Source organism: Nocardioides agri (assembly GCF_013778305.1).
Classification (GTDB): domain Bacteria; phylum Actinomycetota; class Actinomycetes; order Propionibacteriales; family Nocardioidaceae; genus Nocardioides; species Nocardioides agri.
Window position 1 is genome coordinate 1,875,256 of record NZ_JACEIC010000002.1, and the last position, 25,488, is coordinate 1,900,743.

The 25,488-nt window shown below is 73.6% G+C and carries 24 protein-coding genes; 14 read left to right on the forward strand and 10 right to left on the reverse strand.

Going from position 1 to position 25,488, the window contains the following annotated elements:
• Nucleotides 1-51: 51 nt before the first annotated feature.
• Nucleotides 52-1,254, forward strand: coding sequence for a C39 family peptidase (locus HZF07_RS13715; protein WP_157342393.1), 1,203 nt, complete (start codon nucleotides 52-54; stop codon nucleotides 1,252-1,254).
• On the forward strand, nucleotides 1,254-2,288 hold the full coding sequence (locus HZF07_RS13720) for a hypothetical protein (protein ID WP_157342395.1): 1,035 nt from the start codon (nucleotides 1,254-1,256) through the stop codon (nucleotides 2,286-2,288). Before HZF07_RS13715 ends, HZF07_RS13720 begins: the two co-directional genes overlap by 1 nt.
• On the opposite strand, the gene HZF07_RS13725 is transcribed toward HZF07_RS13720, so the two are convergent.
• On the reverse strand, nucleotides 2,263-3,126 hold the full coding sequence (locus tag HZF07_RS13725) for an endonuclease/exonuclease/phosphatase family protein (RefSeq protein WP_157342397.1): 864 nt from the start codon (nucleotides 3,124-3,126) through the stop codon (nucleotides 2,263-2,265). The two genes, HZF07_RS13720 and HZF07_RS13725, sit on opposite strands and share 26 nt — an antisense overlap.
• A gap of 40 nt (nucleotides 3,127-3,166) precedes the next feature.
• Here HZF07_RS13725 and HZF07_RS13730 point away from each other — a divergent pair, with 40 nt between their 5' ends.
• Nucleotides 3,167-3,805 carry a DUF2461 domain-containing protein gene (locus HZF07_RS13730; protein WP_309504735.1) on the forward strand — a complete coding sequence of 213 codons (639 nt, stop codon included), beginning with the start codon at nucleotides 3,167-3,169 and terminating at the stop codon, nucleotides 3,803-3,805.
• Nucleotides 3,806-3,814: 9 nt separating this feature from the next.
• Here HZF07_RS13730 and HZF07_RS13735 read toward each other — a convergent pair whose 3' ends face one another.
• Nucleotides 3,815-4,267, reverse strand: a complete 453-nt coding sequence (locus HZF07_RS13735) for a nuclear transport factor 2 family protein (protein ID WP_157342402.1) — start codon at nucleotides 4,265-4,267, stop codon at nucleotides 3,815-3,817.
• Between the two features lie 107 nt (nucleotides 4,268-4,374).
• On the opposite strand from HZF07_RS13735, the gene HZF07_RS13740 reads away from it, so the two are divergent.
• Complete coding sequence (locus HZF07_RS13740) at nucleotides 4,375-5,028, forward strand: hypothetical protein (RefSeq protein WP_157342404.1); 654 nt, start codon at nucleotides 4,375-4,377, stop codon at nucleotides 5,026-5,028.
• Here the strand turns inward: HZF07_RS13740 and HZF07_RS13745 are convergent.
• Together HZF07_RS13745 and HZF07_RS13750 are read right to left on the reverse strand one after the other, a co-directional pair.
• Entirely contained in the window at nucleotides 4,985-5,443 is a 459-nt protein-coding gene (locus HZF07_RS13745) for an RrF2 family transcriptional regulator (RefSeq protein ID WP_157342406.1), read from the reverse strand. The two genes, HZF07_RS13740 and HZF07_RS13745, sit on opposite strands and share 44 nt — an antisense overlap.
• Before the next feature lie 69 nt (nucleotides 5,444-5,512).
• Nucleotides 5,513-6,415: a sulfite exporter TauE/SafE family protein gene (locus HZF07_RS13750; protein WP_157342408.1), complete on the reverse strand. Its 903-nt coding sequence runs from the start codon at nucleotides 6,413-6,415 to the stop codon at nucleotides 5,513-5,515.
• A gap of 185 nt (nucleotides 6,416-6,600) precedes the next feature.
• Here HZF07_RS13750 and HZF07_RS13755 point away from each other — a divergent pair, with 185 nt between their 5' ends.
• Entirely contained in the window at nucleotides 6,601-7,176 is a 576-nt protein-coding gene (locus tag HZF07_RS13755; protein WP_157342410.1) for a DUF2231 domain-containing protein, read from the forward strand.
• 112 nt (nucleotides 7,177-7,288) lie between these two features.
• The gene (locus HZF07_RS13760) at nucleotides 7,289-9,145 is read left to right on the forward strand and encodes an acyl-CoA dehydrogenase (RefSeq protein WP_181645179.1); all 1,857 of its coding nucleotides are present in this window, start codon (nucleotides 7,289-7,291) and stop codon (nucleotides 9,143-9,145) included.
• A 52-nt stretch (nucleotides 9,146-9,197) separates the two neighbouring features.
• Here HZF07_RS13760 and HZF07_RS13765 read toward each other — a convergent pair whose 3' ends face one another.
• Both HZF07_RS13765 and HZF07_RS13770 read right to left on the reverse strand, forming a co-directional pair.
• On the reverse strand, nucleotides 9,198-9,860 hold the full coding sequence (locus HZF07_RS13765; protein WP_181645180.1) for a DNA alkylation repair protein: 663 nt from the start codon (nucleotides 9,858-9,860) through the stop codon (nucleotides 9,198-9,200).
• A gap of 4 nt (nucleotides 9,861-9,864) precedes the next feature.
• Complete coding sequence (locus HZF07_RS13770; protein ID WP_157342412.1) at nucleotides 9,865-11,271, reverse strand: aminotransferase-like domain-containing protein; 1,407 nt, start codon at nucleotides 11,269-11,271, stop codon at nucleotides 9,865-9,867.
• A gap of 37 nt (nucleotides 11,272-11,308) precedes the next feature.
• Between HZF07_RS13770 and HZF07_RS13775 the strand changes: the two genes are divergently transcribed.
• Nucleotides 11,309-12,223, forward strand: a complete 915-nt coding sequence (locus tag HZF07_RS13775) for a DMT family transporter (RefSeq protein WP_309504736.1) — start codon at nucleotides 11,309-11,311, stop codon at nucleotides 12,221-12,223.
• On the opposite strand, the gene HZF07_RS13780 is transcribed toward HZF07_RS13775, so the two are convergent.
• Entirely contained in the window at nucleotides 12,174-13,040 is an 867-nt protein-coding gene (locus HZF07_RS13780) for a LysR family transcriptional regulator ArgP (protein WP_157342417.1), read from the reverse strand. The genes HZF07_RS13775 and HZF07_RS13780 overlap by 50 nt on opposite strands.
• A 69-nt stretch (nucleotides 13,041-13,109) precedes the next feature.
• Here HZF07_RS13780 and HZF07_RS13785 point away from each other — a divergent pair, with 69 nt between their 5' ends.
• The 5 genes from HZF07_RS13785 to HZF07_RS13805 all read left to right on the forward strand — a co-directional run bounded on the left by HZF07_RS13785 (nucleotide 13,110) and on the right by HZF07_RS13805 (nucleotide 16,939).
• Nucleotides 13,110-13,712, forward strand: coding sequence for a LysE/ArgO family amino acid transporter (locus HZF07_RS13785; RefSeq protein ID WP_181645181.1), 603 nt, complete (start codon nucleotides 13,110-13,112; stop codon nucleotides 13,710-13,712).
• 25 nt (nucleotides 13,713-13,737) lie between these two features.
• Nucleotides 13,738-14,565, forward strand: a complete 828-nt coding sequence (locus HZF07_RS13790; protein ID WP_157342419.1) for a maleylpyruvate isomerase family mycothiol-dependent enzyme — start codon at nucleotides 13,738-13,740, stop codon at nucleotides 14,563-14,565.
• A complete protein-coding gene (locus HZF07_RS13795; RefSeq protein ID WP_181645182.1) occupies nucleotides 14,562-15,503 on the forward strand; it encodes an oxidoreductase in 942 nt (313 codons plus the stop codon). The genes HZF07_RS13790 and HZF07_RS13795 overlap by 4 nt, the downstream gene beginning before the upstream one ends.
• Nucleotides 15,504-15,569: 66 nt before the next feature.
• Complete coding sequence (locus tag HZF07_RS13800) at nucleotides 15,570-16,148, forward strand: hypothetical protein (RefSeq protein WP_157342421.1); 579 nt, start codon at nucleotides 15,570-15,572, stop codon at nucleotides 16,146-16,148.
• Nucleotides 16,149-16,243: 95 nt separating this feature from the next.
• Nucleotides 16,244-16,939 carry an ANTAR domain-containing protein gene (locus HZF07_RS13805; RefSeq protein WP_181645183.1) on the forward strand — a complete coding sequence of 232 codons (696 nt, stop codon included), beginning with the start codon at nucleotides 16,244-16,246 and terminating at the stop codon, nucleotides 16,937-16,939.
• A gap of 4 nt (nucleotides 16,940-16,943) precedes the next feature.
• Here the strand turns inward: HZF07_RS13805 and HZF07_RS13810 are convergent, their stop codons facing one another.
• Nucleotides 16,944-17,756, reverse strand: a complete 813-nt coding sequence (locus tag HZF07_RS13810; RefSeq protein WP_157342425.1) for a hypothetical protein — start codon at nucleotides 17,754-17,756, stop codon at nucleotides 16,944-16,946.
• A gap of 189 nt (nucleotides 17,757-17,945) precedes the next feature.
• Here HZF07_RS13810 and HZF07_RS13815 point away from each other — a divergent pair, with 189 nt between their 5' ends.
• Entirely contained in the window at nucleotides 17,946-21,704 is a 3,759-nt protein-coding gene (locus HZF07_RS13815) for a 5'-nucleotidase C-terminal domain-containing protein (RefSeq protein WP_157342427.1), read from the forward strand.
• Here HZF07_RS13815 and HZF07_RS13820 read toward each other — a convergent pair.
• Together HZF07_RS13820 and HZF07_RS13825 are read right to left on the reverse strand one after the other, a co-directional pair.
• Nucleotides 21,701-23,092: a hypothetical protein gene (locus tag HZF07_RS13820; RefSeq protein WP_157342429.1), complete on the reverse strand. Its 1,392-nt coding sequence runs from the start codon at nucleotides 23,090-23,092 to the stop codon at nucleotides 21,701-21,703. The genes HZF07_RS13815 and HZF07_RS13820 overlap by 4 nt on opposite strands.
• Nucleotides 23,093-23,105: 13 nt before the next feature.
• Entirely contained in the window at nucleotides 23,106-23,771 is a 666-nt protein-coding gene (locus tag HZF07_RS13825; RefSeq protein ID WP_157342431.1) for a VC0807 family protein, read from the reverse strand.
• An 87-nt stretch (nucleotides 23,772-23,858) separates the two neighbouring features.
• Between HZF07_RS13825 and pgm the strand changes: the two genes are divergently transcribed.
• Entirely contained in the window at nucleotides 23,859-25,487 is a 1,629-nt protein-coding gene (gene pgm, locus HZF07_RS13830) for a phosphoglucomutase (alpha-D-glucose-1,6-bisphosphate-dependent) (RefSeq protein ID WP_157342433.1), read from the forward strand.
• Nucleotide 25,488 lies beyond the last annotated feature (1 nt).

Below are 25,488 nucleotides of genomic sequence, written 5' to 3' on the forward strand. Positions count from 1 at the left end.
TCGTGATGACAGTGGGGTGACCGTCTTCCCCCACCGGTCTCGAGGTCTGGCATGGCGCGACCGTCCCACCCGCGATGGATCGTCGTCGCCATCGGCGCGCTCGCGGTCCTCCTCGCGCTCGCGCCCCTCGTGCCGCGCGGTGCCGAGGAGGACAACCTCCTCCGTCCGTCCCGGGACGTCGAGCACCTCCGCGCGGCCAACGCCGTCGGCGCGTCGCGGCTGACCGCCGGGATGCGGGCGGAGATCGACCGGGTGGTCGCCGCCGGACGAAGCATCAGGCGGGGCGGCACGAAGGGAGCGGCCGTCCGGATGGGCAGCGCCGTGCGGTGCGCCGACCTCGACGGACAGCGCTACTGCCTCGGCGTCGGCTGGACGGACGACAGCGAGGCCCAGGTCCGGGCCCGGGTGGTCGCCGCGGCCCGGACGTCGGCGCGGTCCACGCGGGACCGGACCGGCGACCTCGACGCGGCCGCCGCCCTGGCCCGGACCGTGCGGATGGCACCGTCGCGGCGAGCGGCCGCCGAGCGGGCCGAGCTCGTCGAAGCCGCCCGCTCGGTCGCGAAGGTCTGGCTGCTGCGCCACGAGCTCCAGGGGACGCCGCTGCCGGCGGACTTCCTCGACCGTCACCCCGAGGCCCGGTCGTCGGCCCCCATCGCGGCCCGGGCCAGGTCCCGGACCGCCGCCGACTACCCCCGCCGGTCGACCGTGCTCCACGGCCGCGACGCCCGGGAGCAGCGGCGCACCTACTGGTGCGGGCCGACGACCATGCAGGCGATCGCCTCCGGCTGGCGCGGCCATCCCCGTCGGCAGCGCTACTGGGCGCACCGCCTCGGCACCACGCGCGACGGCACCGCGATCACCGACATCGTGCGCACCGTCAACCACGCCACCGGCTACGACCGACGCAGCCGCGCGGGACGCTACATCACCCTCGACGTCGGCGACTGGTCCTACCGTCAGTGGGCCCTGCTGATGATGCGGCACATCCACGACTACCGCGCTCCCGTCGTGCTGCACCCGGTCCTGCGCCGCAGGTACTTCACCTACCTCGACGACGACGCCTCCGGCCACTTCCAGGTGGGCCGCGGCTACGACAAGAACGGGCGCGGGCCCCTGCTGCTCGGCTACCTCGAGCCGTGGAACCAGCAGCGGTTCGACCCCTCCGAGCCCTTCGTACGACGCGTCCAGTGGCGCGGCGCCTACCGGAGCTACCGCGCCAACCAGGCCCACCCGATGCACAACGTGGGCGTCTGATGCGCGCGCCGTACGCCGCGGTCGCGGCGCTGCTGGCGGTCGCCGGCTGCACGTCCGAGGTCGATCCGCGGCCGGCAGCGCCCGCGAAGGAGGCCTCGGCCGAGCCCGCCGTGCTCGAATGGCAGCCGGTCGACGGACCCGTCGCCGCCACCGTGACCCGCAACAGCGACTGGACCCTCACCGTCGCAGCCGACGGGCGCAGCTGGGAGCTCGCCGGACCCGCCTCCGGATCCGGCGGCGGCAGCCAGGGACAGCGGGTGAGCGACGCGCTGCTCGACGAGGATTGGGCGGTCGTCGTGCTCCAGGACGAGGCCGAGCGGCGCCCGAGCACCGCCACCGTCACCGATCTGGCGACGGGCGAGACCTTCACGCTCGACGGTCGGTCACCGGTGCCGACGACCACCGGCGGCACCTGGGCGCTGGGCGACGACCGGCTGGTGCATGCGACCGTCCGGGGCGGTCGCTACTGCCTCGCCGAGGTGGACCTCGGCAGCCGGAGGTCCTCGGTCGCCTGGTGCGCCCCGGAGCGCCACGGCTTCAGCACCGCGCAGGTCTCCGATGACGGCGAGGTCTCCCTGCTGACCTTCGACGACGCCCGACCGTCGTGCCGGACGGTCGTGAGCCTCGACGACGGCACACCGACGCCGTACGCCGGTGTCGAGGAGTGCGCCGGCTGGGAGGGCGTCCGCACCGACGGGGGCGCCGTCTGGTCGGTGATCCCCGACGAGCGCCGGATCGAGGACGCCCGCTTCCACGGGCGGTCCGGCGGCGCCGAGGTCGACCTCGGAGCCGGGATCGCCGGCAGCCTGGTCGCGTGCGGCGGCGCCGCCTACTTCGCCCGGGATCCGCAGCGCGAGGGCCAGCCCGCCACCCTGGTGCGCTGGACGGCGGCCGAGGGCGCCTCCGTCGTGTACGAGTCCCCGCCGGGCGACGCCTTCCTGGAGCCACCTCGCTGCGGCGGTGACGCGATCACCGTGACGGCTCGTACGTCGGCCGGCGACGAGCAGGTCAGCGCCTCCGTCGGCCCAAGGTAGCGGTGACCACCGGGACCGCGTGGTCCGTGATGGCGTCCAGCCTCCCGCCGTCCTCGTAGCGGAACTTCTTCCACTCGATGCCCCGCGATCCGAAGATCCAGTCGACGCGCATCGGGGACGGTGTGCGGCATCCGTCGGCGTCGTTGCTGCCCCCGGACGCCGCGACCAGGCGCGTCTTGCCGGTGACGGCGCAGAAGACCCTGCGATGGCCGTTCATGTCGCCCGTGACCACGATCGGGCGGCGGGTCGGCTGGAGACGACGGACCTCGCGGACCAGCCGTGCCCTGCCGACGCGACGATCGCGGTTGCCGCGAGCGCCCTCCCTGGCGGACAGGTGGACGCTGATCACCCAGATCTGACGGTCGGTCCGACGATTCTGCAGGCGGACCACCGGCTGCTTGCGGTGCTGGCCGCGGGCGAACGGGATCGTGAAGGTGTGCGCCTCGAGCAGCCGCCAGCGCGACCGGCGCCAGATGACCGACTGCGCCGTCTCGGTGTTGCTGGCGTGCCGCGGGCTCGGGAAGGCCTTCCACCGCTTGCGGGTGAGCACGAGCAGCTGGTCGACCTGCGCCTCCTGGAGGCCGACGATGCTGAGGCCCTCGTTGCGGAGCCAACGGCGCGCGATCTTGGCGCGCGTGCGACCGCGGTGCCAGGAGCGCGACTGCATCGTGTGGTTGGACCCGAGCACGTTGAACGACGCGAGCCGCACGCTGACCGGCGGCCGCGACGAGGGCCTGCGATCCGCGGGCGCGGAGCTGGCGTCGTGGGCAGCGACCGGGACGGCAGGGCTCAGCAGCAGGACGGTCAGGACGGCGACCAGCGTGGCGCGAAGGGACATGGTGAGATCCGAAACGTCGGGAGTGCCTACGCTAACGAGCGTGACTGACGGCTTCTCTGGTTTCCCCGTCGCCGCGCTGGACTTCTACGACGATCTCGAGGTCGACAACACGAAGTCGTTCTGGGAGGCGCACAAGGCCGTCTACAACGACGCGGTGAAGGGGCCGATGACGGCGCTGTGCGCGGCGCTGGAGCGGGAGTTCGGCGCCGCGAAGGTGTTCCGGCCCTACCGCGACGTCCGGTTCGCCAAGGACAAGACGCCGTACAAGACCCACCAGGGCGCGTTCGTGCGGGTCGGCGAGTCGACCGGGTGGTACGTCGAGGTGTCGCCGCGCGGGGTCCGCACCGGCGGCGGGTTCTACGAGGCCAGCGGCCCGCGCCTGGCGGCGTTCCGCGAGGCGGTCGCGCACGAGCGCTTCGGACCGGAGCTCGAGAAGGTCCTGGCGGCGCTGGAGAGGAAGGGCTTCGAGATCGGCGGCGACCGGCTCAAGACCACGCCGCGCGGGTACGACGCCGACCACCCGCGCATCGAGCTGCTCCGGCACCGCTCGCTGACCGCCGGCCACCCGCTCGGCTTCGAGCCGGTGATCCACACCCCGGAGCTGCTCGACCTGGTGCGCGCCGACTGGCGCGCCCTGCGCCCGCTCGTCGAGTGGTGCGCGCGGCACGCCGCAGGCTGAGGGGTCGGGTCAGGGCTTGGTGAAGGACGCCATCGTGCGGTCGGGCTCCCAGTAGGCCTTCATCGACGCGACCCGGCCGTCCTCGTGGACGACGTAGACCATGATCAGCTCGGTGATCGTGTAGCTGCCGTCGGGGAACGACGTCTTGATCCGCCCGATGTTGGCGCAGGTGTTGCTGCCCGGGTTGGCGAAGGAGTCGTGGATGTCGAACTCGAACCTCGCGATCGGCGCGATCGCCTTCTCCCAGAACGCGGAGAGCCCCTCGTGACCGCGGTGCCCGACGCCCTCGGGGTCGAACATCGACGTCCCCACCGGGTCCTCGATGACCGCGTCCTCGGCGTAGACGGTCAGCCACTCGGCGAGGTCGCCCTTGGCGACGGCGGAGTAGGAGCGCTGCGACGCGGTCCGCGCCGGGTGGAGGTCGTTCGGCGCGTTCCAGGTGATGGCGTCGGAGGTGATCATGGGCGGCATCCTAGGCGGAGACTGGAACGTGTTCTAGGTCCGCAGGGTTCCGCGACCCGACACCCCGCGTTCACCGCCGCGCCCGGCCCACCGCCCACGCTGCCGGCATGGGACGACGCAGCGTGTACCTGCACCTCGGCCTCGCCGGCAGCGGCGGCGGCTTCCTGGAGACCGCGCTCCCCGAGCACGCGAGCGCGCTGGCCGCCCAGGGGGTGGCGCACCCGGTCGTCGCGGCCGACGAGATGTTCCGGGCGGCCGTCGAGATCCGGCGCGACCACCGCACGTGGGGCTACGCCCGCCGCGACGTCGAGGGCACCTGGGCGGCGATCTGCCGCCGCGTGCACCAGGCCCGGAGCACGGTGGTGCTCAGCCAGGAGCTGCTCACCGCCTGCACCGCCGACCAGGCCGACCTGCTGCTGGACACGCTGGCCGGCACCGAGGTGCACGCCGTCGTGACGGCACGCCGCCCGGATGTCGAGCGGCACGAGTTCACCGAGCTGACCGACCGCTGGCGGCGGGCTCTCGGCCGACGCAACCACCTGCACACGCTGGTCGTGCCGCCGTACGCCGAACCGCTCGGCTGGATCTGGACCGAGCTCGGGGCACTGGTCGGCTTCGACGCCGCCGGTCTCCCGCTCGGCGCCGACACGGCGGTCGCGGCGTTCGAGCTGTCCGGCCGGCGCGAGCAGCAGCGGGCGGAGGCCGCGCACCAGGAGGTCAGTGCGGCTGCCAGGCGTCCTCGTCGGCTGTTCGCGAGGTGACCGCGTCGGGGAGCCGACCGTCGGCGAGCTCCTGGATCGACACGTTCTCGAACACGTCGCGCAGGGAGCGGCGCGCCGCGATCCACACGTGCTGCAGCACGTCGGCGGACTCGTTGTAGGTGACCGCCTCCGGACGCAGGCCGTAGACGGACACGAGCGGCCCGTCGACCGCGCGGATCACGTCGGCGACCGACACGTCCGAGGCGTCCCGGCCCATCCGCCAGCCGCCGGACTGGCCGCGCTGCGACATGACGACGCCGGCGCGACGCAGGTCGGCGAGGATCGCCTGGAGGAAGCCGTGCGGGATCTCCTGGAGTCGTCCGAGCTCCTCGGCACTCACCGCCTTGCCGTCCTCGCGCGACGCCATCTCGATGAGGGCGCGCAGGGCGTAGTCGGACTTGGCGGACACTCGCATGAGGCCCAGTGTGTCAGATGTGTCGACTTGTTCACTCGACCTTGGCAGGTACGGCGGGCGCGTCCTCCCTCACGCCGGCAGCTGCGCGCGCACCTGGTGGCCGGGGTGCTCGCTGCCGGCCCGCTCGGCCTGCTCGAGCTTGACCGCGTAGGAGATCCAGAGCACCCACAGCGTGAACACGACCGAGGCGAGCAGGCCGATGTTGACGTCGTCGACCCCCAGCGCCTCGGCCAGGGTGCGGAGGTTGGTGAGCACGATGACGCCGCCCGCGCAGACGCCGAGCACGCGCGCCGGGAGGTAGCGCACCAGCAGGGCGGCGAGCGGTGCGGCGACCAGGCCGCCGACCATGAGCGCGGCCGCGGCGGCCCAGTGGATGCCCTGGCTGCCGAGGGCGAGCAGGAAGCCGATCGAGGCGCCGACGCTCACGACGAACTCCGCGGTGTCGACCGACCCGACGACCTTGCGCGGCTCGAGCCGTCCCGAGGAGAGCATCGCGCTGGTGCCGACCGGCCCCCAGCCGCCGCCCCCGAGCGCGTCCACGACGCCGCCCACCAGGCCGACCGGCGCCAGGAACCGGGCCGAGGGCCGGGAGCCGAACCGGAGCCGGTGGGCGGAGAGGAAGCGCCAGGTGACGTAGCAGCCGAGCACCAGCAGGATCACGGCGACCACCGGGCGGGCGCCGTCGGCGTCGAGGTTCGCGAGCACGATCGCCCCCGCGAACGCCCCGACGAAGCCCGGCGCCGCAAGGATGCCCACCGTGCGCCAGTCGACGTTGCCCAGCGCCGCGTGGGAGGCGCCCGAGGCGAGGGTGGTGGCGAGCTCGGAGATGTGGATGGCGGCCGAGGCGGCAGCCGGGCCGAGCCCGCCCGCCACGAGCAGCGATGCCGCGGTGACGCCGTACCCCATGCCCAGCGAGCCGTCGACGAGCTGAGCCGCGAGCCCCACCAGGGCCAGGACCACCAACCGTCGCATCGGAGCACCTTGAACGAAGTAAATGAACTGACTTTATGGTCTTAAGCCTCGGTGCCAAAGTCAAGGGCCTGCCGGCCGGTGCCGCGGGTCCTCCCTCCCAACGGCCCTTCGGCCCTGACCGCCGGCCGAGCGGCGCGGTGGACTGGAAGGAGCCCCGACCCGGGGCGTCCTCAGGAGGAAGGCTCATGTTCGACACCGTCTTCGGACTGCCCGTGCACCCTTTGATCGTCCACGCCACCGTCGTCGTGGTTCCGCTGGCCGCGCTGCTCGTGGCCCTCAGCGTCTGCTGGCCCCGGTTCCGCGCCTGGGCCGGCCCACTCCCCGCGTGCCTCAGCCTCGCAGGCCTGGTCCTGACGCCGCTCTCGACCGCGTCCGGCGAGAGCCTGGAGGAGACGGTGGGAGAGAGCTCGCTCGTGGAGCGGCACGCGGAGCTCGGCGACCAGCTGCTGCCGCTGACGGCGGCCCTGTTCGTGCTGTCCGGCCTCTATTGGTGGCTCGACCGCCGGCGGCCGGCTGCCACCGCCCTCGACATCCCGACGCCGGCCACGACGCATCCGACGTCGGCGGGAGGCACGGCCACCCTGAGTGCCCCCAGGCCCCAGGTGGCGACCCCCTCCCGCGACACCCGCTGGAGGGCGGCGACCTCGGTCGTCGGCGTGCTCGCCGTCCTCGCCGCCCTCGCCACCGGCGTCCAAGTGGCCCGGATCGGACACAGCGGCGCGAAGGCGGCGTGGTCCGACGCCTCGGCACTGGTCCGCTGAACCCGGGTCGCCGCTGCGCGTCTGGACCGCGCCTTGCGAGGTTACCGACGGGTACGTACCATGATGTTACCGACGAGTACCGTCCCAGATCGGGCTAGACGAAGGTGGGGCCGTGAGCCACTACAAGAGCAACATCCGCGACATCGAGTTCAACCTCTTCGAGGTGTTCGGACGCGACCAGGTGCTGGGCACCGGTCCGTTCGCCGAGGTCGACGGCGAGACCGCCCGCGAGGTCCTCGCCGAGGTCGACCGGCTGGCGCGTGAGGACCTGGCCGCGTCCTTCGTCGAGGCCGACCGCAACCCGCCGGTCTTCGACCCCGAGACCCACACCGCGCCGGTCCCGGAGGCGTTCAAGAAGAGCTACCAGGCCTGGATGGACGCCGAGTTCTGGCGGCTGACCACCTTCGCCGAGCTCGGTGGCACCCCCGCGCCGTCCAGCATCTGCTGGGCGATGGGCGAGATGGTGCTCGGCGCCAACCCGGCGATCTGGATGTACGGCGCCGGCCCGATGTTCGCGGGCGTGCTGCACCGCAACGGCAACGAGCGCGACCGCAAGATCGCCCAGCTCGTCGTCGACCAGGGCTGGAACACCACGATGGTGCTGACCGAGCCCGACGCGGGCTCCGACGTGGGGGCGGGCCGCACCAAGGCCACCCTCAATGACGACGGCACCTGGAACATCGAGGGCGTCAAGCGGTTCATCACCTCGGCCGAGAGCGACCTGAGCGACCAGATCATCCACATGGTGCTCGCGCGCCCGGTCGGCGTCGAGGGCGCCGGCGGCCCGGGCACCAAGGGCCTCTCGCTGTTCATCGTGCCGAAGTACCACTTCGACGTGGAGACCGGTGAGCTCGGCGCGCGCAACGGCGCCTACGTCACCAACGTCGAGCACAAGATGGGCATCAAGGTCTCCAACACCTGCGAGCTGACGTTCGGCGACCCGGGCGTCGGCGGCGGCGAGCCGGCGGTCGGCTACCTCCTCGGCGAGGTGCACAACGGCATCGCCCAGATGTTCCAGGTCATCGAGAACGCCCGGATGATGGTCGGCACCAAGGCCATCGCGACGCTGTCGACCGGCTACCTCAACGCGCTCGACTTCGCCAAGGAGCGCGTCCAGGGCGCCGACCTGAGCCAGTCCGCCGACAAGACCGCGCCGCGGGTCACGATCACCCACCACCCCGACGTGCGCCGGTCGCTGATGACCCAGAAGTCGTACGCCGAGGCGATGCGCGCGCTCGTGCTCTACACCGCCACCTGGCAGGACCAGGTGATGATCGCCGAGCACAACGGCGAGCGCGACGAGCTGGCCGAGAAGGTCAACGACCTGCTGCTGCCGATCGTCAAGGGCTACGGCTCGGAGCGATCCTGGACGCTGCTCGGCACCGAGTCGCTGCAGACCTTCGGTGGCTCCGGCTTCCTCCAGGAATACCCGATCGAGCAGTACGTCCGGGACGCGAAGATCGACACCCTCTACGAGGGCACCACCGCGATCCAGGGCCAGGACTTCTTCTTCCGCAAGATCGTCAAGGACCAGGGCCAGGCGCTGGGCCACCTCGCCAACGAGATCAAGGCGTTCATCGAGAGCGAGGCCGGCAACGGTCGCCTCAAGGTCGAGCGCGAGCTGCTCGCCGCGGCCCTCGACGACGCGCAGGCGATCGTCGGCCACATGATCAACGACCTGATGTCCTCCCAGGACGACGTCCGCAACATCTACAAGGTCGGCCTCAACACCAGCCGCCTGCTGATGGTGCTCGGCGACGTGGTCTGCTCGTGGCTGCTGCTGCGCCAGGCCGAGGTCGCGCTCGCGAAGCTCGCCGGCGAGCCGGGCAAGGACAAGTCCTTCTACGAGGGCAAGGTCGCGGCCGCGCAGTTCTTCGCGCAGAACGTGCTGCCGAAGGTCTCCGCCGAGCGGGTGCTCGCCGAGTCGACCGACCTGTCGATCATGGACCTCGACGAGTCCGCCTTCTGACGTTCCCTTCCTGGAACCGCCGACCCGCCCGATCCGATCGGGCGGGTCGGCGTCATTTCGGGAGCTTCTCGCGGGCCAGGCGCACCGCGGCGCGGGGCATCGCCGCCTCGTGCCGGTCGAGGAAGGCCAGCACCGCGGCCGGGTCGCGCTCGCCCGCGTGCTTGAGCAGGATCCCGACCGCCTTGTGCACCACCGGGTCGGGGTCGGCGCAGACGTCCGCCGCGACCGCGAGGCTCGGCGCGAGGTCGGCGTCGGCGCCGTAGCGGACGAGGTAGAGCGGCGCCGTCACCGCCGTACGCCGGCGCAGCGGGTCGGCCGACCGGGCCAGGTCGCGCAGCGGCGCCAGGTCCCGACCTGCCAGGTAGCCACCGACCACGCGGGGCGCCGCGCGGTCGACCATGTCCCAGGTCGTGATCTGGTCGTGCCGGTCGAGGTAGACGTCGTACAGGGCGCGGCGCTCGTCGTCGGAGAGCCGGCGCCGGGCACGGAAGTCGAGGATGCAGAAGGCCGCCATCCGTGGCTCGTAGGCCGGGTGGTCGAGGAGCGCGTGCACCTCGGGCAGCGGGAGGTCGGCGTGCGCCTTGGCGACGTCGAAGAGCAGCCCCATCCGCACGCCGAGCGCCTCCTCGCCGGGCGCGAGCCGCTTCCGGACGGCGGCGAGAGCGTCGTCGGACCGCTGCGCCGCGAGGTCGTCGACGACGTCGGCCGCGCTCACGCGGTCACCGTAGCGCGGCGAGGGCGGCGCCGATCACCTGCGCGCCGCGCTCGAAGGAGCCCGGGTCCGGACCGGAGAAGTTGAGGCGGACGTAGGCGCCGGCCGGCTCCGCGGGGAACCACTCGTCGCCCGCGGCGATCACGACGCCCGCCCCCTCGCAGTCGCGCGCGAGTCGGCGCACGTCGGTGCCGTCGGGGAGGCGGAGCCAGAGGTTGAGCCCGCCCGCGGGCAGCTCGAAGGTCGCCTGCGGCACGTGCTCGCGCAGGGCGGCGGCGAGCAGGTCGCGTCGCGCGGCGAGCTGCAGGCGGAGCCCGCGGACGTGGGTGCGCCAGGCCGGCTGGGTGACGACGTCGACGGCCACCGCCTGGAGCAGACCGCTGACGTACATCGCCTCCGCCTGGGCGGTCGCGAGCAGCCGCTCGCGGGCCGGTCCTCGGGCGACGATGCCGGCGACCCGGACCGCCGGGGACACGCTCTTGGTCAGCGAGCGGAGGTAGACGACGTGGCCACTGTCGTCGCGCGCGGCCAGCGGCACCGCCTCGGCGGTGATCGCGAAGTCGTGGGCCCAGTCGTCCTCCACGAGGAAGGCGCCACGGGCGCGGACGACGTCGAGCACGGCGTCCGCGAGATCGGGCGACCAGTGCGCCCCGGTCGGGTTGGCGAAGCTCGGCTGGGCGTAGAACGCCCGGGCACCCGTCGCCGCGAAGGCCCGGTCGAGCTCGTCGGGGTCCGGCCCGTGCGGCCCGCTCGGCACCGGCACCAGCTCCACGCGCGCCTGGGCGGCCGCGCCGATCACGCCCCAGTAGGTGGGCGACTCGACGAGCAGCGGACGGCCGGCGCCCACCAGGGCGCGGCACGCGATGCTCAGCCCGCTCTGGCTGCCGGGCGTCACGATGACGTCGCCGGCCGCGGGCGCGGCGAGCCCCGCCGGGGTGGCGGCGCCGAGCTCGGCAGCGAACCAGGCCTGGAGCTCGGGCAGACCCGCTGACGGCGGCCGGCCGACCGCCGCGTCGCTGCGCGCGGCCCGGGTCGTGGCGGCCCGCACGAGCCGCTCGGGCAGCAGGGCACGGTCCGGGTATCCGGAGTGCAGCGCGACCACGTCGTTCGGCGTCGTGCGCAGTGAGGTCGAGAGCCGCGGGCCACGCTCGGGCGCGGCGCCGAGCGCCGCCGTCTGCCAGCCGTGGTCGTGCGGGCGGACCGTGCGCGTCGCGCGCACGAAGGTGCCGACACCGGGCCGGCTCTCCACGATGCCCTGGGACGCCAGCGTGCGCAGCGCCTTCTGCACGGTGACCGGGCTGACGCCGTGCTCGGCGACCAGGGTCCGGGTCGAGGGCAGCCGCGCCCCGGGCGGCGCAGCCGCGATCCAGGAGCGCAGGTCCGCGACGATCCGGGCACTGCTATCGTCGTTCATGAATCAGCACGATAGCGCTACTCTCCCGCTGCCACAGGTGCTTTCGACGACCACGACCGGTGTCTGGTGGGGCCTGGTCGGAGTCCTGGCCTTCTCCTTCACGGTGCCGTTCACCCGCATCGCGGTCGACGGTGGCCTGCACCCGGTCGTCATCGGCTGCGGACGGGCGGTGGTCGCGGCGGCGCTCGCGGGCATCGCGCTCGCGTCCACCCGGCAGCCGGCCCCGCGTGGCCGGCAGTGGGCCCGGCTGGCAGTGGTCGCCGCCGGCGTCGTCGTGGGCTTCCCGGTGCTGACGTCGTTCGCGCTGACCACCGCCTCCGCGAGCCACGGCGCGGTGGTGATCGCGCTGCTGCCGGCCGCGACCGCGGCGATGGCGGTGCTGCGCGGGCACGAGCGGCCGCCCACGGCGTTCTGGGTGCTGGCCGGCTGCGGCGCCGTCGTGGCGGTCGGCTTCGCCTCGCTCCAGGGCGGCGGTCTCGGCGGCCTGCACCGGTCGGACCTGCTGCTCTTCGGCGCCGTGCTCGCGGCCGCGATCGGGTACGCCGAGGGAGGGCTGCTCTCCCGCGAGCTCGGCGCGTGGCAGACGGTGTCGTGGGCCCTCGTGCTCGCGGCGCCCGCGATGGTCGTCGCGACGGGAGCGGCAGCCGTCCACCAGCCACCGGACGTCGGCGTGCGCGCGTGGGCGGCGTTCGCGTACCTCGCCGTGGTGAGCATGTACCTGGGCTTCTTCGCCTGGTACCACGGCCTCGCGATCGGCCCGATGACGCAGGTGAGCCAGGTGCAGCTCGTCCAGCCGGTGCTCACGATCAGCTGGGCGGCGCTCCTGCTCGGCGAGGAGCTCACCTGGTCGACCGTGCTGGGCGGCGCCGCGGTGATCGCGTGCGCAGGTGCGGCGGTCCGGCTCAGGCTCGGCGCAGGACGCGACCGGACGCGCGACGTACGGCGTCGGTGAGCCGGTCCAGCGTCGGCGAGTCGAGCCGCCAGCGCTGCCAGAACAGCGGGACGTCGACGTGCAAGCGGCTGCCGAGCGGCACGAGACGCCCGTCGAGCTGCGGGACGGGGATCATTCCCCAGCCCAGGCCGCGGCAGACCGCCTCCCGGAAGTCCGCCGACGTCGGCACCCGGTGCACGACCGGGGGCTCGGCGACGCCGCGGGCGGCGAGCAGGTCGTGCTGGAGGGAGTCCTTCTCGTTGAAGACCACGACCGGCATCGCAGCCCAGTCGGGGCCGCGGCCGCGGCGCCAGCGCTCCGCGAGCTGCGGGGTCGCGCAGGGGACGTAGCGGAGCAGCCCCAGGTGCTCCACCGAGCAGCCCTGCACGGCCGTGGGCTCGGAGGTGACGGCGGCGAGCACCCCACCGGCGCGCAGCTGGTCGGCGGAGAACGCCTGGTCCTCGACGTGCAGGCGGAGCGCGACGTCCGACCAGGTCGCGACCTCGCCGATGACGTCACCGAACCAGGTCGCGAGCGAGTCCGCGTTGACGGCCACGGACAGCTCGACGGTGCCGACGTGACCGTGCGCGAGGGCGTCGCGGACCTCGTCGTGCAGCAGCCGGGTCTGCCGGGCCAGCCGCACCAGCACCTCGCCCGCCGCGGTCGGCCGGCACGGCACGGTCCGCTGCACCACGACCTGGCCCACCTCGGACTCGAGCGCGCGGATCCGCTGGCTGACCGCCGACGCGGTCACGTTGAGGTGCCGGGCCGCCGCCTCGAACGTGCCGTGGTCGGCGATCGCGGCCAGGGCGGCCAGCTGGGCGGGCACGAGATCCATGAAGCCATGCTAATGGTCCTGCAGAATCATTCGCTGGTCTTCATCCCGCCAGCACCCTAGCGTTGCCGTGTGCTCGACTCCTCGCTCGCCGGCCTGCTGACCGGCCTGTCCCTCATCGTCGCCATCGGCGCGCAGAACGCGTACGTGCTGCGGCAGGGCCTGGCGCGCGAGCACGTGGGGCTGGTCGTGGCGATCTGCGCGATCTCCGACGTCGTGCTCATCGCCGCCGGCGTCGCCGGCATCGGGCGGATCGTCGAGCAGGCGCCGTGGGCGATCGACCTGGTGCGGTGGCTCGGCGTCGCGTTCCTGACCTGGTACGGCGTGAGCTCGCTGCTCCGCGCCCGCAAGCCGGAGAGCCTGCACGCGGACGACCGGGTCACGGTGAGCAGGCGCGGCGTCGCCGTACGCGCGCTGGCCCTGACCTGGCTCAACCCGCACGTCTACCTCGACACCGTGCTGCTGCTCGGCACGATCGCCAACCAGCACGGGTCGGCCGGGCGCTGGTGGTTCGCCGCCGGCGCGTGCCTGGGCAGCATCCTGTGGTTCTCGGGGCTCGGCTTCGGCGCGCGCTACGCGAGCCGCTGGCTGTCCCGGCCGCGGGCCTGGCAGGTGCTCGACGTGCTGATCGGCCTGACGATGCTCGCGATCGCGCTGTCCCTCGCGTTGGGCTGAGCGCCACCTGGCTAGGGTGCTCGCCATGAGCGACCCCGCGAACGACCGCGCCGTGCTGGCCGGGTACGTCGACGTCTGGTGGCAGGCGATCAACGACTTCACCACCCTGCTCGAGGAGCTGCCGCCGGAGGCGTGGTCGCAGCCGACCGACCTGGCGGGCTGGGACGTGCGGGCCGTGGCCTCCCACGTCGCGCACCTGGAGGGCATCCTCGCCGGCTCACCGGAGGAGACCGCCGACGTCGGCGAGCCGCCGCACGTCACCGGCCTGATGGGGCTCTACACGGAGATCGGGGTCGTCAACCGCCGCGAGGCGAGCCCGGACGCGCTCATCAACGAGATCCGGTCGGCCGCGACCGCCCGGCACACCGCCCTGCTGGCCGACCCGCCCACGGACCCGGCCGGCAAGCCGGAGCCGATCTTCGGCGGCGTGCCGTGGGACTGGCGGACGCTGCTGCGCAACCGCCCGCTCGACGTCTGGATGCACGAGCAGGACGTACGCCGCGCCGTCGGCCGGCCCGGCGGGATGGACTCCCCCGCCGCCGTGCACACCGCCGAGTACCTCGCCGAGACCCTCGGCTACGTGCTGGCCAAGCGGGTCGGCGCGCCGGCCGGCACGACCGCCGTCCTGGAGCTCGAGGGGAGCGGGCCGTTCGCGTTCACCGTCAACGACGCCGGCCGCGGCGCACCTCTCGCCGAGGTGCCCGCCGACCCGACGGTGACGCTGCGGATGTCCCGCGAGGCGTTCATCCGCCTGGCGGGCGGCCGCTGCGAGCCCGTGCCCGGCACGGTGACCATCACCGGCAACGACGCGCTCGGTGCCCGCATCGTCGGCGCGATGGCGACCACCCCGTGAGCCGGGTCGACCGCTGGTCGACCGCCGACCTCCCCGACCTGACCGGCCGTACCATCCTCGTGACCGGCACGACCGTGGGCGGTCTCGGGCACGTCACCGCCCTCGAGCTCGCCCGCCGCGGCGCCCGCGTGGTGCTCACCGGCCGGCGGCCCGAGCGGATCGCGGAGACCCGCGAGGCGATCCTCGGCGAGGTGCCCGGTGCGGCGCTCGAGTCGGTCGAGCTCGACCTCGCCGACCTGTCGTCCGTGCGCCGCGCGGCCGCGGAGGTCTCCGGGCTCGGTGCCCTCGACGTGCTGGTCAACAACGCCGGCGTGATGGGCACGCCGTCCCTCCAGCGCACCGCGGACGGACTAGAACTGCAGATGGCCACCAACCACTTCGGGCCGTTCCTGCTCACGGGCCTGCTGCTGCCCCAGCTGGTCGCGTCGGAGGACGGCCGCGTCGTGACCGTCTCGTCGCAGATGCACCGGGTCGCGCGGTCGGCGCCCCTCTCGGACCCCCGCCACCTGGAGGGCCGCTACCGGCCCTGGCCGACCTACGGGCAGTCGAAGCTGGCCAACCTGCTCTTCACCTACGAGCTCGAGCGGCGTCTGCGCCGGGCCGAGCAGCCGGTGAGGGCGCTCGCCGCCCACCCGGGCTTCGCGTCGACCCACCTGGCGGCCAACGGACAGTACGGCCGCGCCAGCGGCGGCATCGCCTCAGTCCTCGACCGCACCATCAAGGTCGTCAGCCCCAACACCGCCGCGGAGGGCGCCTGGCCGACGCTGATGGCGGCCACCGCCGACCTCCCGGGCGCGACGTACGTCGGGCCGGACGGCTGGATGGAGTGGGGCGGCCACCCGCGGGTGACGCGCAGCAACAAGCTGTCCTACGACGAGACGGCGCAGCGCCGACTCTGGCAGCTGTCGGAGGAGACGGTCGGCATCACCTACCCCTGACGAAAGTCAGGCGAGGACCGACTCGGGGCCGATGTCCCCAGCCGGTCCACCGGCAACCCTGGTGGGATGGGCACGCAGGTCTGGTCGGGGACGGTCGGTGGTCGCACGCACCGGGTGGAGGCCGACGACGGCCTCACCCGCGCCGTGCGGTGGTCGGTCGACGGCGAGCTCGCGGCCCAGAAGCGATCGACGCAGGAGAAGGTGCGGCTCGAGGTCGCACCGGACCGGCTCGAGGTCCGGTTCAGCCCCCTGGGCGCGCCGCGGCGCGCGACCGTCGGGGGCGTGGACCTGGTGCCCGAGCCCGGGTCGAGGGCCGCGCGCCACGAGGAGGCCGTGGGCGGGCACCCCGAGCGCTACGCGCTGATCCAGGCCGCGGGCGGCGCGGCGAAGGTCGTCCTGCCCATCCTGCTCACCGTGCTGCTGGCACGGTTCGCGCTCTCGCTCCCGCTCCCGTCCATCGACGGGCCCGACCTGCCGTCGCTCCCCTTGCCGGACCTGCCCGACCTGCCCGACTGGTCGCTGCCGGGCTGGGTCGAGCAGGCGATCGGCGTCGTGAAGTACGTGTGGCCGGTGGTGCTGGCCTACGTGCTGGCCCGCTCGGAGATCAACCGGCGCCGCCGCCAGGACGAGGAGCGCGGCTCCTAGCCGACCCGACGGGCGACCGACGCCGGCCGCGTGCGATGCCCGCGGACGGGTACCGGATCGCGACAGCCGAGCCGCCGGTCCGGAGGTGCAGCGCAGTGATCAGCGAGGACTTGCTCTCGACCCTGTCGGAGCTGGCCAACGTGCTCCAGACCCAGCGGACGCTGGGCGGCGCGCTGGCGAACATCGCCGAGGCGGCGACCACGTCGGTGCCTCGCTGCGACGCGGCGAGCGTCGCCCTGTCGCTCAGCGGCCGGCCGGTGACGGCGTCCGCGACCGCCCGCGTCGCGCTCGAGCTCGACGTGGTCCAGTACGACCTCCACCACGGACCGTGCCTGACGACCTTCCGCCGCGCGGAGGCCCTGCGGCTCGACCTGGTGGGACTCGAGGCGCAGATGCCGCACTTCGCCGTGGCGGCGCGCCGGCGCGGGGTCGTCGCGGTGATGTCGGTGCCCGCCATCTGGGGGCAGGAGACCATCGCGACGCTGAACATCTACAGCCGCACCGGCACGTTCGACGAGTCCGCGGAGGCCGTCGCCGCCGTGCTGGCGACCCAGGTCACGATCGCGGTCAGCCGGTCCCCCGAGTTCGCGGCCGCGCGGGACGTCGTCGAGCAGGCACAGCGCGACGCCGACGACCTGAGCGACGTCAGCGTCGCCACCGGGATGCTGATGGCCAACCAGTCGTGCACCGCGGAGCAGGCGTCCGGGCTCCTGCGCCAGGCCGCCGAGCACGACGAGCGCACCATCGTCGAGGTCGCGCAGCGGATCATCCGGCAGCACCGCGCGACCTGACCGTCTAGCCCCTGGCCGGCGTCCCGGGCCCGGGGATGCGCGGACGAACGGGCCGTCGGCCGGCGACCAGCAGCGCGCCGCCGAGACCGACCAGCGCGAGACCGAGCGGCAGCAGCAGCATCGGAGGCCCACCCAGCCCCGGGATCGGAGAGCCGTCGAACGCGCAGCGGCGCAGGTCTCGTGGCGCGAGGCTCGAGGTCCCGCACGGGTCATCGACCAGCCGGGCCGAGGTGACGAGGGCCGGTGGCGCCTGGCGTCGGGCGTCCGCGGCACCGGCAGCCGCTCGACTGCCCGCCGGCGGGCGCGGGTGGCGGGCCACCACGTGGTGCGCCGGCGACGCCGCGGTCGCGGCCGACGCGCTCGCGGGTGCGGGCGCTGTCGCGGACGCGGGCGCGGTGTCGGCCTTCGGGACGGCCGACGGTGCGGCCTTCGGGACGGCCTTCGGGGCTGCCGGCTCGCTCTGCCGGTGCTCGGCCGGCGCGGGCACCACCGGTGCGGGCACCGCTGGCGCGGGCACCTGCGGCACGGGCACCGCGGGCAGCGGGTCGAGGGGAGCCGGCTCGGGGGTGCCGGTGATCGGGCCGACCACACCGCCCACCACGCCGCCCACCACGCCACCGACGCCGTCACCTGCCGGATCGCCGACCACGGCGCCCACGGCGCCCCCCACAGCGCCGCCGACACCCAGGTCGTCCCCCTGTGCCGGGCCCGCCGCCACCAGTGACAGCGAGAGCGCCCCGCACACGGCGAGGATCCTGACTCCAACCGATGCTCGCACCATGGCGAGCTCCCTCCGCCGGACCACCAGCTGCAGCACGCCCACAGCCTGCGGGTGCAACGAGGCCGGGTGGGCGGGTGTTACGCGATCGCCCTCCCCAACCCCCGGTTTCCGGCGGAGATACCCGATTCTGGGGATGGTGGGCGCTGATGGGCCGCGAGAGGTTCGATCCATCCGGCGGAGCCGCCCCGCCCGCGTGGCTCACCGGTCTCGGCCCAGGAGGAAGCCGTGGAGCCCTCGCACCGTCGTCCTGCCCTCGTCGTCGCCGTCGCCGCCCTGGTCGCGCCGCTGACGCTCACCGCCCTCGCGGTCGGCTCTTCGGAGGCCTCCGCCCACGGACGGGGGCACGGTCACCATCCCGACCACGGCGCCCCGACGTCGAAGGCCGTCTTCTTCGCGTCCGACGGCATGCGCCAGGACCTCGTCGAGAAGTACGCCGGCGCGGGCCTCATGCCGACGATGAAGTCGTTCCTGCGCAGCGGCGTGAAGGCGGAGGGCAACGGGCTCCTCACCCAGGCCCCACCCAACACCGGTGCCGGTTGGTACACCCTCGCGACCGGCGCGTGGCCCGGCGTGCACGGGTCGACGAACAACACCTTCCACAAGAACAGCGACCCGATGGCCAACCGCACGGCGGCGTTCGACCCCAACACGCTCCAGGCGGAGTCGATCGCGCAGTCCGCCGAGCGCGGCGGGTTGAAGGTCGCGCAGGTCGAGTGGGCCGGTGGCCGCAACGCGTCGATCCAGGGCCCGACCATCGACTTCCAGACCTTCCACTCGGGCCGCGGCGTCGCCACGAACTTCATCGGGCACGCGGGGGAGCCGATCTTCGACGACGCTGCGTTCATCAGCTCCTTCGGCCTGCAGTTCGACCACCCGGCCGGGTACGCCGGCCAGGCGCCGTTCGCCGGCGCCGCCCCGGCGCCGGCCACCGGCTGGAGCAACGTGCCGACGTCGTACAGCCCGGCGAAGGAGATGCGCCTGCGGGTCCTCGACGGCGGCGTCGACAAGTACGGCCTCAACGCCTACCTCTACGACAGCCGCAACGACGGCAGGACCAGGTACGACCACGTGCTCTTCTCGACGACCAAGGACGGTGCGGACGCCGTCGGCGACCTGCGTCAGGGCGAGTGGGCCGACGTGAAGGTGACGATCAACGGCGGTGCGCTCGCCGGCAAGACCGCCGGGATGCTGGTGCGGGTCGAGACGCTCGCGCCCGACCTCTCCCGCGTCCGGCTGTTCCACACCTCGGTGACCCGCGCCATCGCCACGTGGCCGACGTGGCACCCCGAGCCCGGCTACGCCGCGGGCGAGTTCGACGAGTTCCTCGCCCGGGAGTTCCCCACGTCGACGGCGGCGGACTTCGCGATCCTCGAGGCGGGCGTCACCAGCGAGGAGACGTACGTCGAGCAGGGGCTCTACTGGTCCACCGGCCACTGGCCGATGCTGAAGTACGTCGCCAGGACCTACCACCCGGACCTGCTCATGGTCGGCATGCCGACCACCGACGAGTTCCAGCACCAGTTCCTCGGCCTGGTCAGCAAGCGGCTCCCGGGCGGCGCCCCCAACCCGGCGTACGACGACGTCGACCTCAACGGCGTCCCGGACGGCCGGGTCCGCCAGCGTGAGGCGTTCATCCGGGAGGCCTACGCGGAGTCGGACGCGACCCTCAAGCTCGCGCGGTCACTGACCGGCAGGGACCCGACCACGTTCGTCAGCTCCGACCACGGGTTCGCGCCGCAGTTCCTCGCGATCGACGCCAGCAAGCCGCTGGTCGACCTGGGCCTGCTGTCGCGGCCGCAGACCTCCAACTGCCGCCCGGCCACCGGCGAGACGATCGGCAAGGCGAAGGCGTGCTGGGCCGGCGGCGCGCTGCAGGTCTACCTCAACCTCGCCGGACGCAACCCCGCCGGCGGCGGCTTCCAGCAGGTCGCGGCGGCCGACGAGGCATCGACCGTGGCGGCGATCAAGGCGGCGTACCTCGGCCTGACCGACCCCAACGACTGGACCCACGACGGCCAGCCGGAGCACTGGAAGATGATCGACCGCGTCTTCACCAAGGCACAGGCGAGGTACATCCCCAACGGTCCGGGCTCGACGTCTGACATGGCGCACCCGACCCGCACCGGCGACCTGGTCGTCTTCTCCTTCCCGCCCTACCAGTTCGACGCGGAGACGCCGGGCACGCTGGTCGCGCCGTCGCACTTCTTCGGACAGCACGGCTACGTCCCCGACGTCCAGGACCTCGGCGCGAACGTCAACATGCGCGCGACGTTCCTGGCCGGCGGAGCGGGCATCGCCCACCGGACGGTCGAGGCGAAGTCGATCGACCTCGCCCCGACGCTCGCGTTCCTGCTCGGGATCCCCGAGCCGCAGCACAGCCAGGGCAAGGTCCTGCTCGACGTCGTCGACGGTGGGCACCGGTACACGCCCGTCTCGATCGTCGGGCTGAACGACTTCCACGGCCAGCTCGACCCGACGACGTTCCTCTACGACGGGATCAACTCGCTCGTCGGCGGCGCGGCCTTCCTGGGCACGATGTTCGACGAGGAGCTCGACGCGCTGCCCGGCGACGGCCTGATCCTGGCGGGCGGCGACAACGTCGGCGCCTCCCCGCCGAACTCGGCGCTGCTGGAGGACAAGCCCGCGATCGACGTCGAGAACGCGTGGGGCCTGGACGCCACGTCCTACGGCAACCACGAGTTCGACTACGGCGTCGCGCGGCTGCTCGAGCACCAGGAGCGGGCGGACTTCCCGTTCCTGGCGACCAACATCGTCGACTCGGCGACCGGGAAGGCGCCGCCCTGGGTGACGCCGTCGAAGGTCTTCTGGGTCAACGGCGTGAAGGTCGGCGTCATCGGCGCCGAGCTCAAGGACACGCCCGAGCTGGTCTCGGCCGGAGCGACGGCGGGCCTGACGTTCCTCGACGAGGCGCCCCGGATCGCGGCCGAGTCGGAGCGGCTGAGGCGGAAGGGCGTGAAGGTCCAGGTGGTCGTCATCCACCAGGGCACCGCGACCGGTGCCAACCCGACCGGGAACGCCGCCGGGACGGAGTGGGCCGGCCCGATCATCGGCATCGCCGACGCTCTGCAGGACACCACGATCGACGCGATGGTGGTCGGCCACACGCACCGCGTCTCCAACCTGATGCGCGGCGACATCCTCATCACCGAGGGCTTCAACGCCGGGGCGACCTACTCGGTGCTCCAGCTGATGGTCAAGGGTGGCGACGTCGCGTGGGCCGGTGGCGCGACCCGCGTGGCCAAGGACATCGGCGTGGCCGCGCGGCCGGACGTGCAGGCGATCATCGACAAGGCGAACGCCGACACCGCGCCGCTCCGCAACCAGGTGATCGGCAGCCAGGTCGCCGACATCCGGCGGGCACCCAACCGCGACGCCGAGTCCGCCATGGGCAACCTGGTGACGGACGCGATGCGGCTGAAGTACCCAGGCGTCGACGGGGCGTTCACGAACTCCGGCGGCCTGCGGGCGGACCTCGTCTTCTCGCCACCGAGCGCCGGCGAGGCACCCGGTCAGATCACCTGGGGCGAGATGTTCGCGGTGCTGCCCTTCGGCAACCGGACGACGATCATCACCCTGACGGGCGCCCAGCTGCGCGCGGCGTACCTCAACGGCTTCTCGGCCGTCTGCAACCCGGCGATCAACACCGGCCGCTTCCCGCAGCTGTCCGGCCTCAAGGTGACCTACCACTGCGCAGGCACCACGCCGGTCATCGACGGCATGTGGAAGACCCCGAACGGGGCCGGCGGGCCGCAGGTGCCGATCGGGGACGCAGACCCGGTGCGGTTCGTCACCAACGACTTCATGTACACCGGGGGTGACGGCTACACGATGTTCGCGCAGGGCACCGACGTGCAGCAGCCCGGCGACGACCTGCGGCAGGTCGCCACCGACTACGTGACTGCGAACTCACCGGTCAACCCGGTCGTGGAGGGGAGGATCGTCCGCGGCGCGAACACGCCCTAGCCGCGGTCAGCCACCCGCACGAGGCCGCCGAGGACCGGCGCGTACGCCGCGCGCTCCGGGCCGAGCACGACGCTGCCACCGTGGTTGTCGTGCAGGCCGTTGAGGCCGACCCGGCGGGCCCAGACGAGTCGGCCCGACCGGAGCTCGATCGCGCTGAGGTACCAGGCGTCGACGCCGAGCCAGCTGTGCCGCTTGCTCCACACGTAGACCAGCCCGTCGTCGGTGGACACCGCCGGCGCGCCGCTGGGCACGTCGAGCTCGAGCGTCCAGCGCATCGCGCAGTCGGCACTCACCGTGGCGACACCGCGGTCGGTGGTGCGGCCCAGGATCGTGGAGAGCGGTCCGGCGTACCCGTGGGCGTTGGTGACGACGACGTCGTCCCCGGCCGCGACCAGGCCGCCGTCTGCCGCGCCGGAGCCGTCGTCGAACACCTCGGCGCGGCACTTCACCTCGCCCGTGTCGGCGCGGTGCAGCACCACCTGGAGGCGCGGGTCGCGGTTGTCGGCCACGGCGACCAGGCCGCTGCGCAGCACGACCGGCGCCGCGCCGCGCTCGCCGCCCTCCTCGTACGCCGAGGACCAGGCGACCACCGGCTCGTCACCGCGCAGCCCGACCCGGTGCAGGGCCTCGTCGCCCGCGATGTAGACGCCGGCGTTGCCGACCGCCAGGTCCTGCTCGACGCGGTCGCCCAGCTCGACCGTGCGCACCCGGCCCTTGGCGACGACGCCGGCGACGCCGCCCGCGGTGACGAACCAGGCGCGGCCACCGTCGACCCCGAGCCCCACGACGCAGTCGTCCGCGGCGAGCCGCTCGGCGAGGTCGAAGGAGGCGGCGATCGCCAGGTCGTCCGAGTCGACCACGAGCACCCGCTGGCCGCTGGTCGCGACGACCTGGGTGCCGGCCGCGGCCAGGCGGCCGTCGCAGCCCGCGCCGGGCAGCTCGGTGCGCGCCCGCTGCCGCAGGCTCGTCGCGTCGACCAGGCGGAGCACGGGGTGCTCACCGCCGCACATCGCGACGAGCCGGCCCTCGCCGCCGACGACGAGCCGCTCGCAGTCGCCGACGCCGTACGCCCGCGTCGTCACGGTGGGCGACTCACCGATCGGCCCGGCGACGCCCTGGGTGCCCGCCGGGCGCCCGACGTACGCCGGCGCCCCCCAGCGACCGGGGCCGGGGGCGATCGGCAGCCACCCGTCCGGGACGAGCACGACGACGCCCGCCAGCACGGCGACCGTGGCCACCCAGGCGAGCACGACCCGGCGGGTCGGGCGCATCCAAGCGCGCACCCGCGGGACGAGCAGCAGCCCCAGCGCGGCGAGGAGCACGAGCGGTCCGAGCAGCCACCAGAGGACACCGACCGCGGTCAGGACGATGGTGCGGGCGAACCTCATGACGCCCGGGATCCTAACGGGCGAGGAGCCCTTCCCGGCGGGCAACGTACGCCGCCGCGCCGATCGTGGCGGCGACCGCCGCGACGTTGACGCCCAGCGCCAGGCCCGCCTTGACGGGGACGTAGGTCTCGAGCGGCTGGGTGAGCAGGAGCCAGAGTCCCAGCGCGCCCTTGACCAGCCAGAGCGCGGCCCAGAGGGCCGTCAGCCCGCCGAAGAGCCGGGCCACCCGCGGGCGGGCGGCGAGCTCGTCGTCGACGGGGTAGAAGTCCCCGGCGAGCCGGCCGACGACCGGTCGGCCGAGGGCCAGCGAGCCGAGGAAGGCTCCCGCCACCAGGCCGTCCATGAGGATCGGCTGGAGGAAGTAGACGAACGTGCTGCCGGCCGCCAGCGCCACTGCCGTGCGCGCCGTCAGCATCGCGGTCGTCAGCAGCAGGAGCCCCGACGTGCGGCGGCCGGTCAGCGCGCGCCAGGCGAGCGTGCCGTAGGACCAGGCGAGCGTCGCCAGGATCGCGGTCCAGACGCCTGCGGCGGCGAAGAGCGTGTAGAAGACCGCGGCCGGCACCAGGCACCCGATGCCGAGGTTGACGCCGGCCCGGCGCGCCACGGCGCCCACCCCGACCCCCGGCCGGGCGAGCGGCGGGGCGAGCGGGACGGGCAGGGCAAGAGTGGCGACGGTCATCGGAGGCCCAACGGTCGAACGGCGTGAAGGTCTCATCGGCACGCCGGATCGAGACTTGAGTCACGTCCGGTCGGGCACTATGACGGCATGAGCGACCCCCGAGCCGGCCAACCGGCGGAGCCCTCCGACCTCGTCGACGTCGCGCACCTCGTGACGGCCTACTACACCGGGGTCCCGGACCCGGACGACGTCGACCAGCAGGTCGCGTTCGGCACCAGCGGGCACCGGGGGTCGTCGCTGCGGACCGCCTTCAACGAGACGCACATCCTGGCGACGACGCAGGCGATCGTCGACTACCGGCGGTCGCAGGGCTACGACGGGCCGCTGTTCCTGGGCCGCGACACCCACGGCCTCTCCGAGCCGGCGTGGGCCTCGGCGCTCGAGGTGCTGGCGGCGAACGACGTGACCGTGCTCGTCGACGACCGAGACGGCTACACGCCGACGCCCGCGGTCTCGCACGCGATCATCCGGGCCAACCGGGGCGGCGGGACCGCCGACGGGATCGTGGTCACGCCCTCGCACAACCCGCCGAGCGACGGCGGCTTCAAGTACAACCCGCCGCACGGCGGCCCGGCGGACACCGACGCCACCTCGGTGATCGCCGCGCGCGCCAACGAGCTGATCCGGGGCGGTCTTGTCGAGGTGCGCCGGGTGCCGTTCGCCCGGGCCCGCGCGCACGCCGCGGCGTACGACTTCCTGGGGACCTACGTCGACGACCTGCCGAGCGTGGTGGACCTCGAAGCGATCCGGTCGGCCGGCGTGCGGATCGGCGCGGACCCGCTCGGCGGCGCGGCGGTGGCGTACTGGGGCGAGATCGCCGACCGGCACCGGCTCGACCTGACGGTCGTGAACCCGCTGGTCGACCCGACCTGGCGCTTCATGACGCTCGACTGGGACGGCAAGATCCGGATGGACTGCTCCTCACCCTCCGCGATGGCTTCGTTGATCTCCCGCCGGGCGGACTACGACATCGCGACCGGCAACGACGCCGACGCCGACCGGCACGGGATCGTCACCCCGGACGCGGGGTTGATGAACCCCAACCACTTCCTCGCCGTCGCGATCGAGTACCTCTTCGGCGGCGCCCGGCCGGACTGGCCCGAGGGCGCCCGGATCGGCAAGACCCTGGTCTCGTCGTCGATGATCGACCGGGTCGCGGCCGCGCTCGGCCGCGAGATGGTCGAGGTGCCCGTCGGCTTCAAGTGGTTCGTGCCGGGCCTCATCGACGGGTCGTTCGGGTTCGGCGGCGAGGAGTCGGCGGGCGCGTCGTTCCTGCGCCGCGACGGCTCGGCGTGGACCACCGACAAGGACGGCATCATCCTCGCGCTGCTGGCCTCCGAGATCCTGGCGGTGACCGGGTCCTCGCCGTCCGCGCGGTACGCCGACCTCGTGGCGCAGCACGGCGAGCCGGCGTACGCGCGCGTCGACGCGCCGGCGACCCGCGAGGAGAAGGCGGCGCTCGGCGCGCTGACCCCCGACGCGGTGACCGCCACCGAGCTCGCGGGCGAGGAGATCACCGCCAAGCTCACCGAGGCCCCGGGCAACGGCGCCAAGATCGGCGGCCTCAAGGTGACGACGGAGTCGGCCTGGTTCGCCGCGCGGCCCTCGGGCACCGAGGACGTCTACAAGATCTACGCCGAGTCGTTCCGCGGCCCCGAGCACCTCGCGCAGGTGCAGGAGCAGGCGCGCGAGGTGGTCGGGGCCGCGTTGGGGTAGG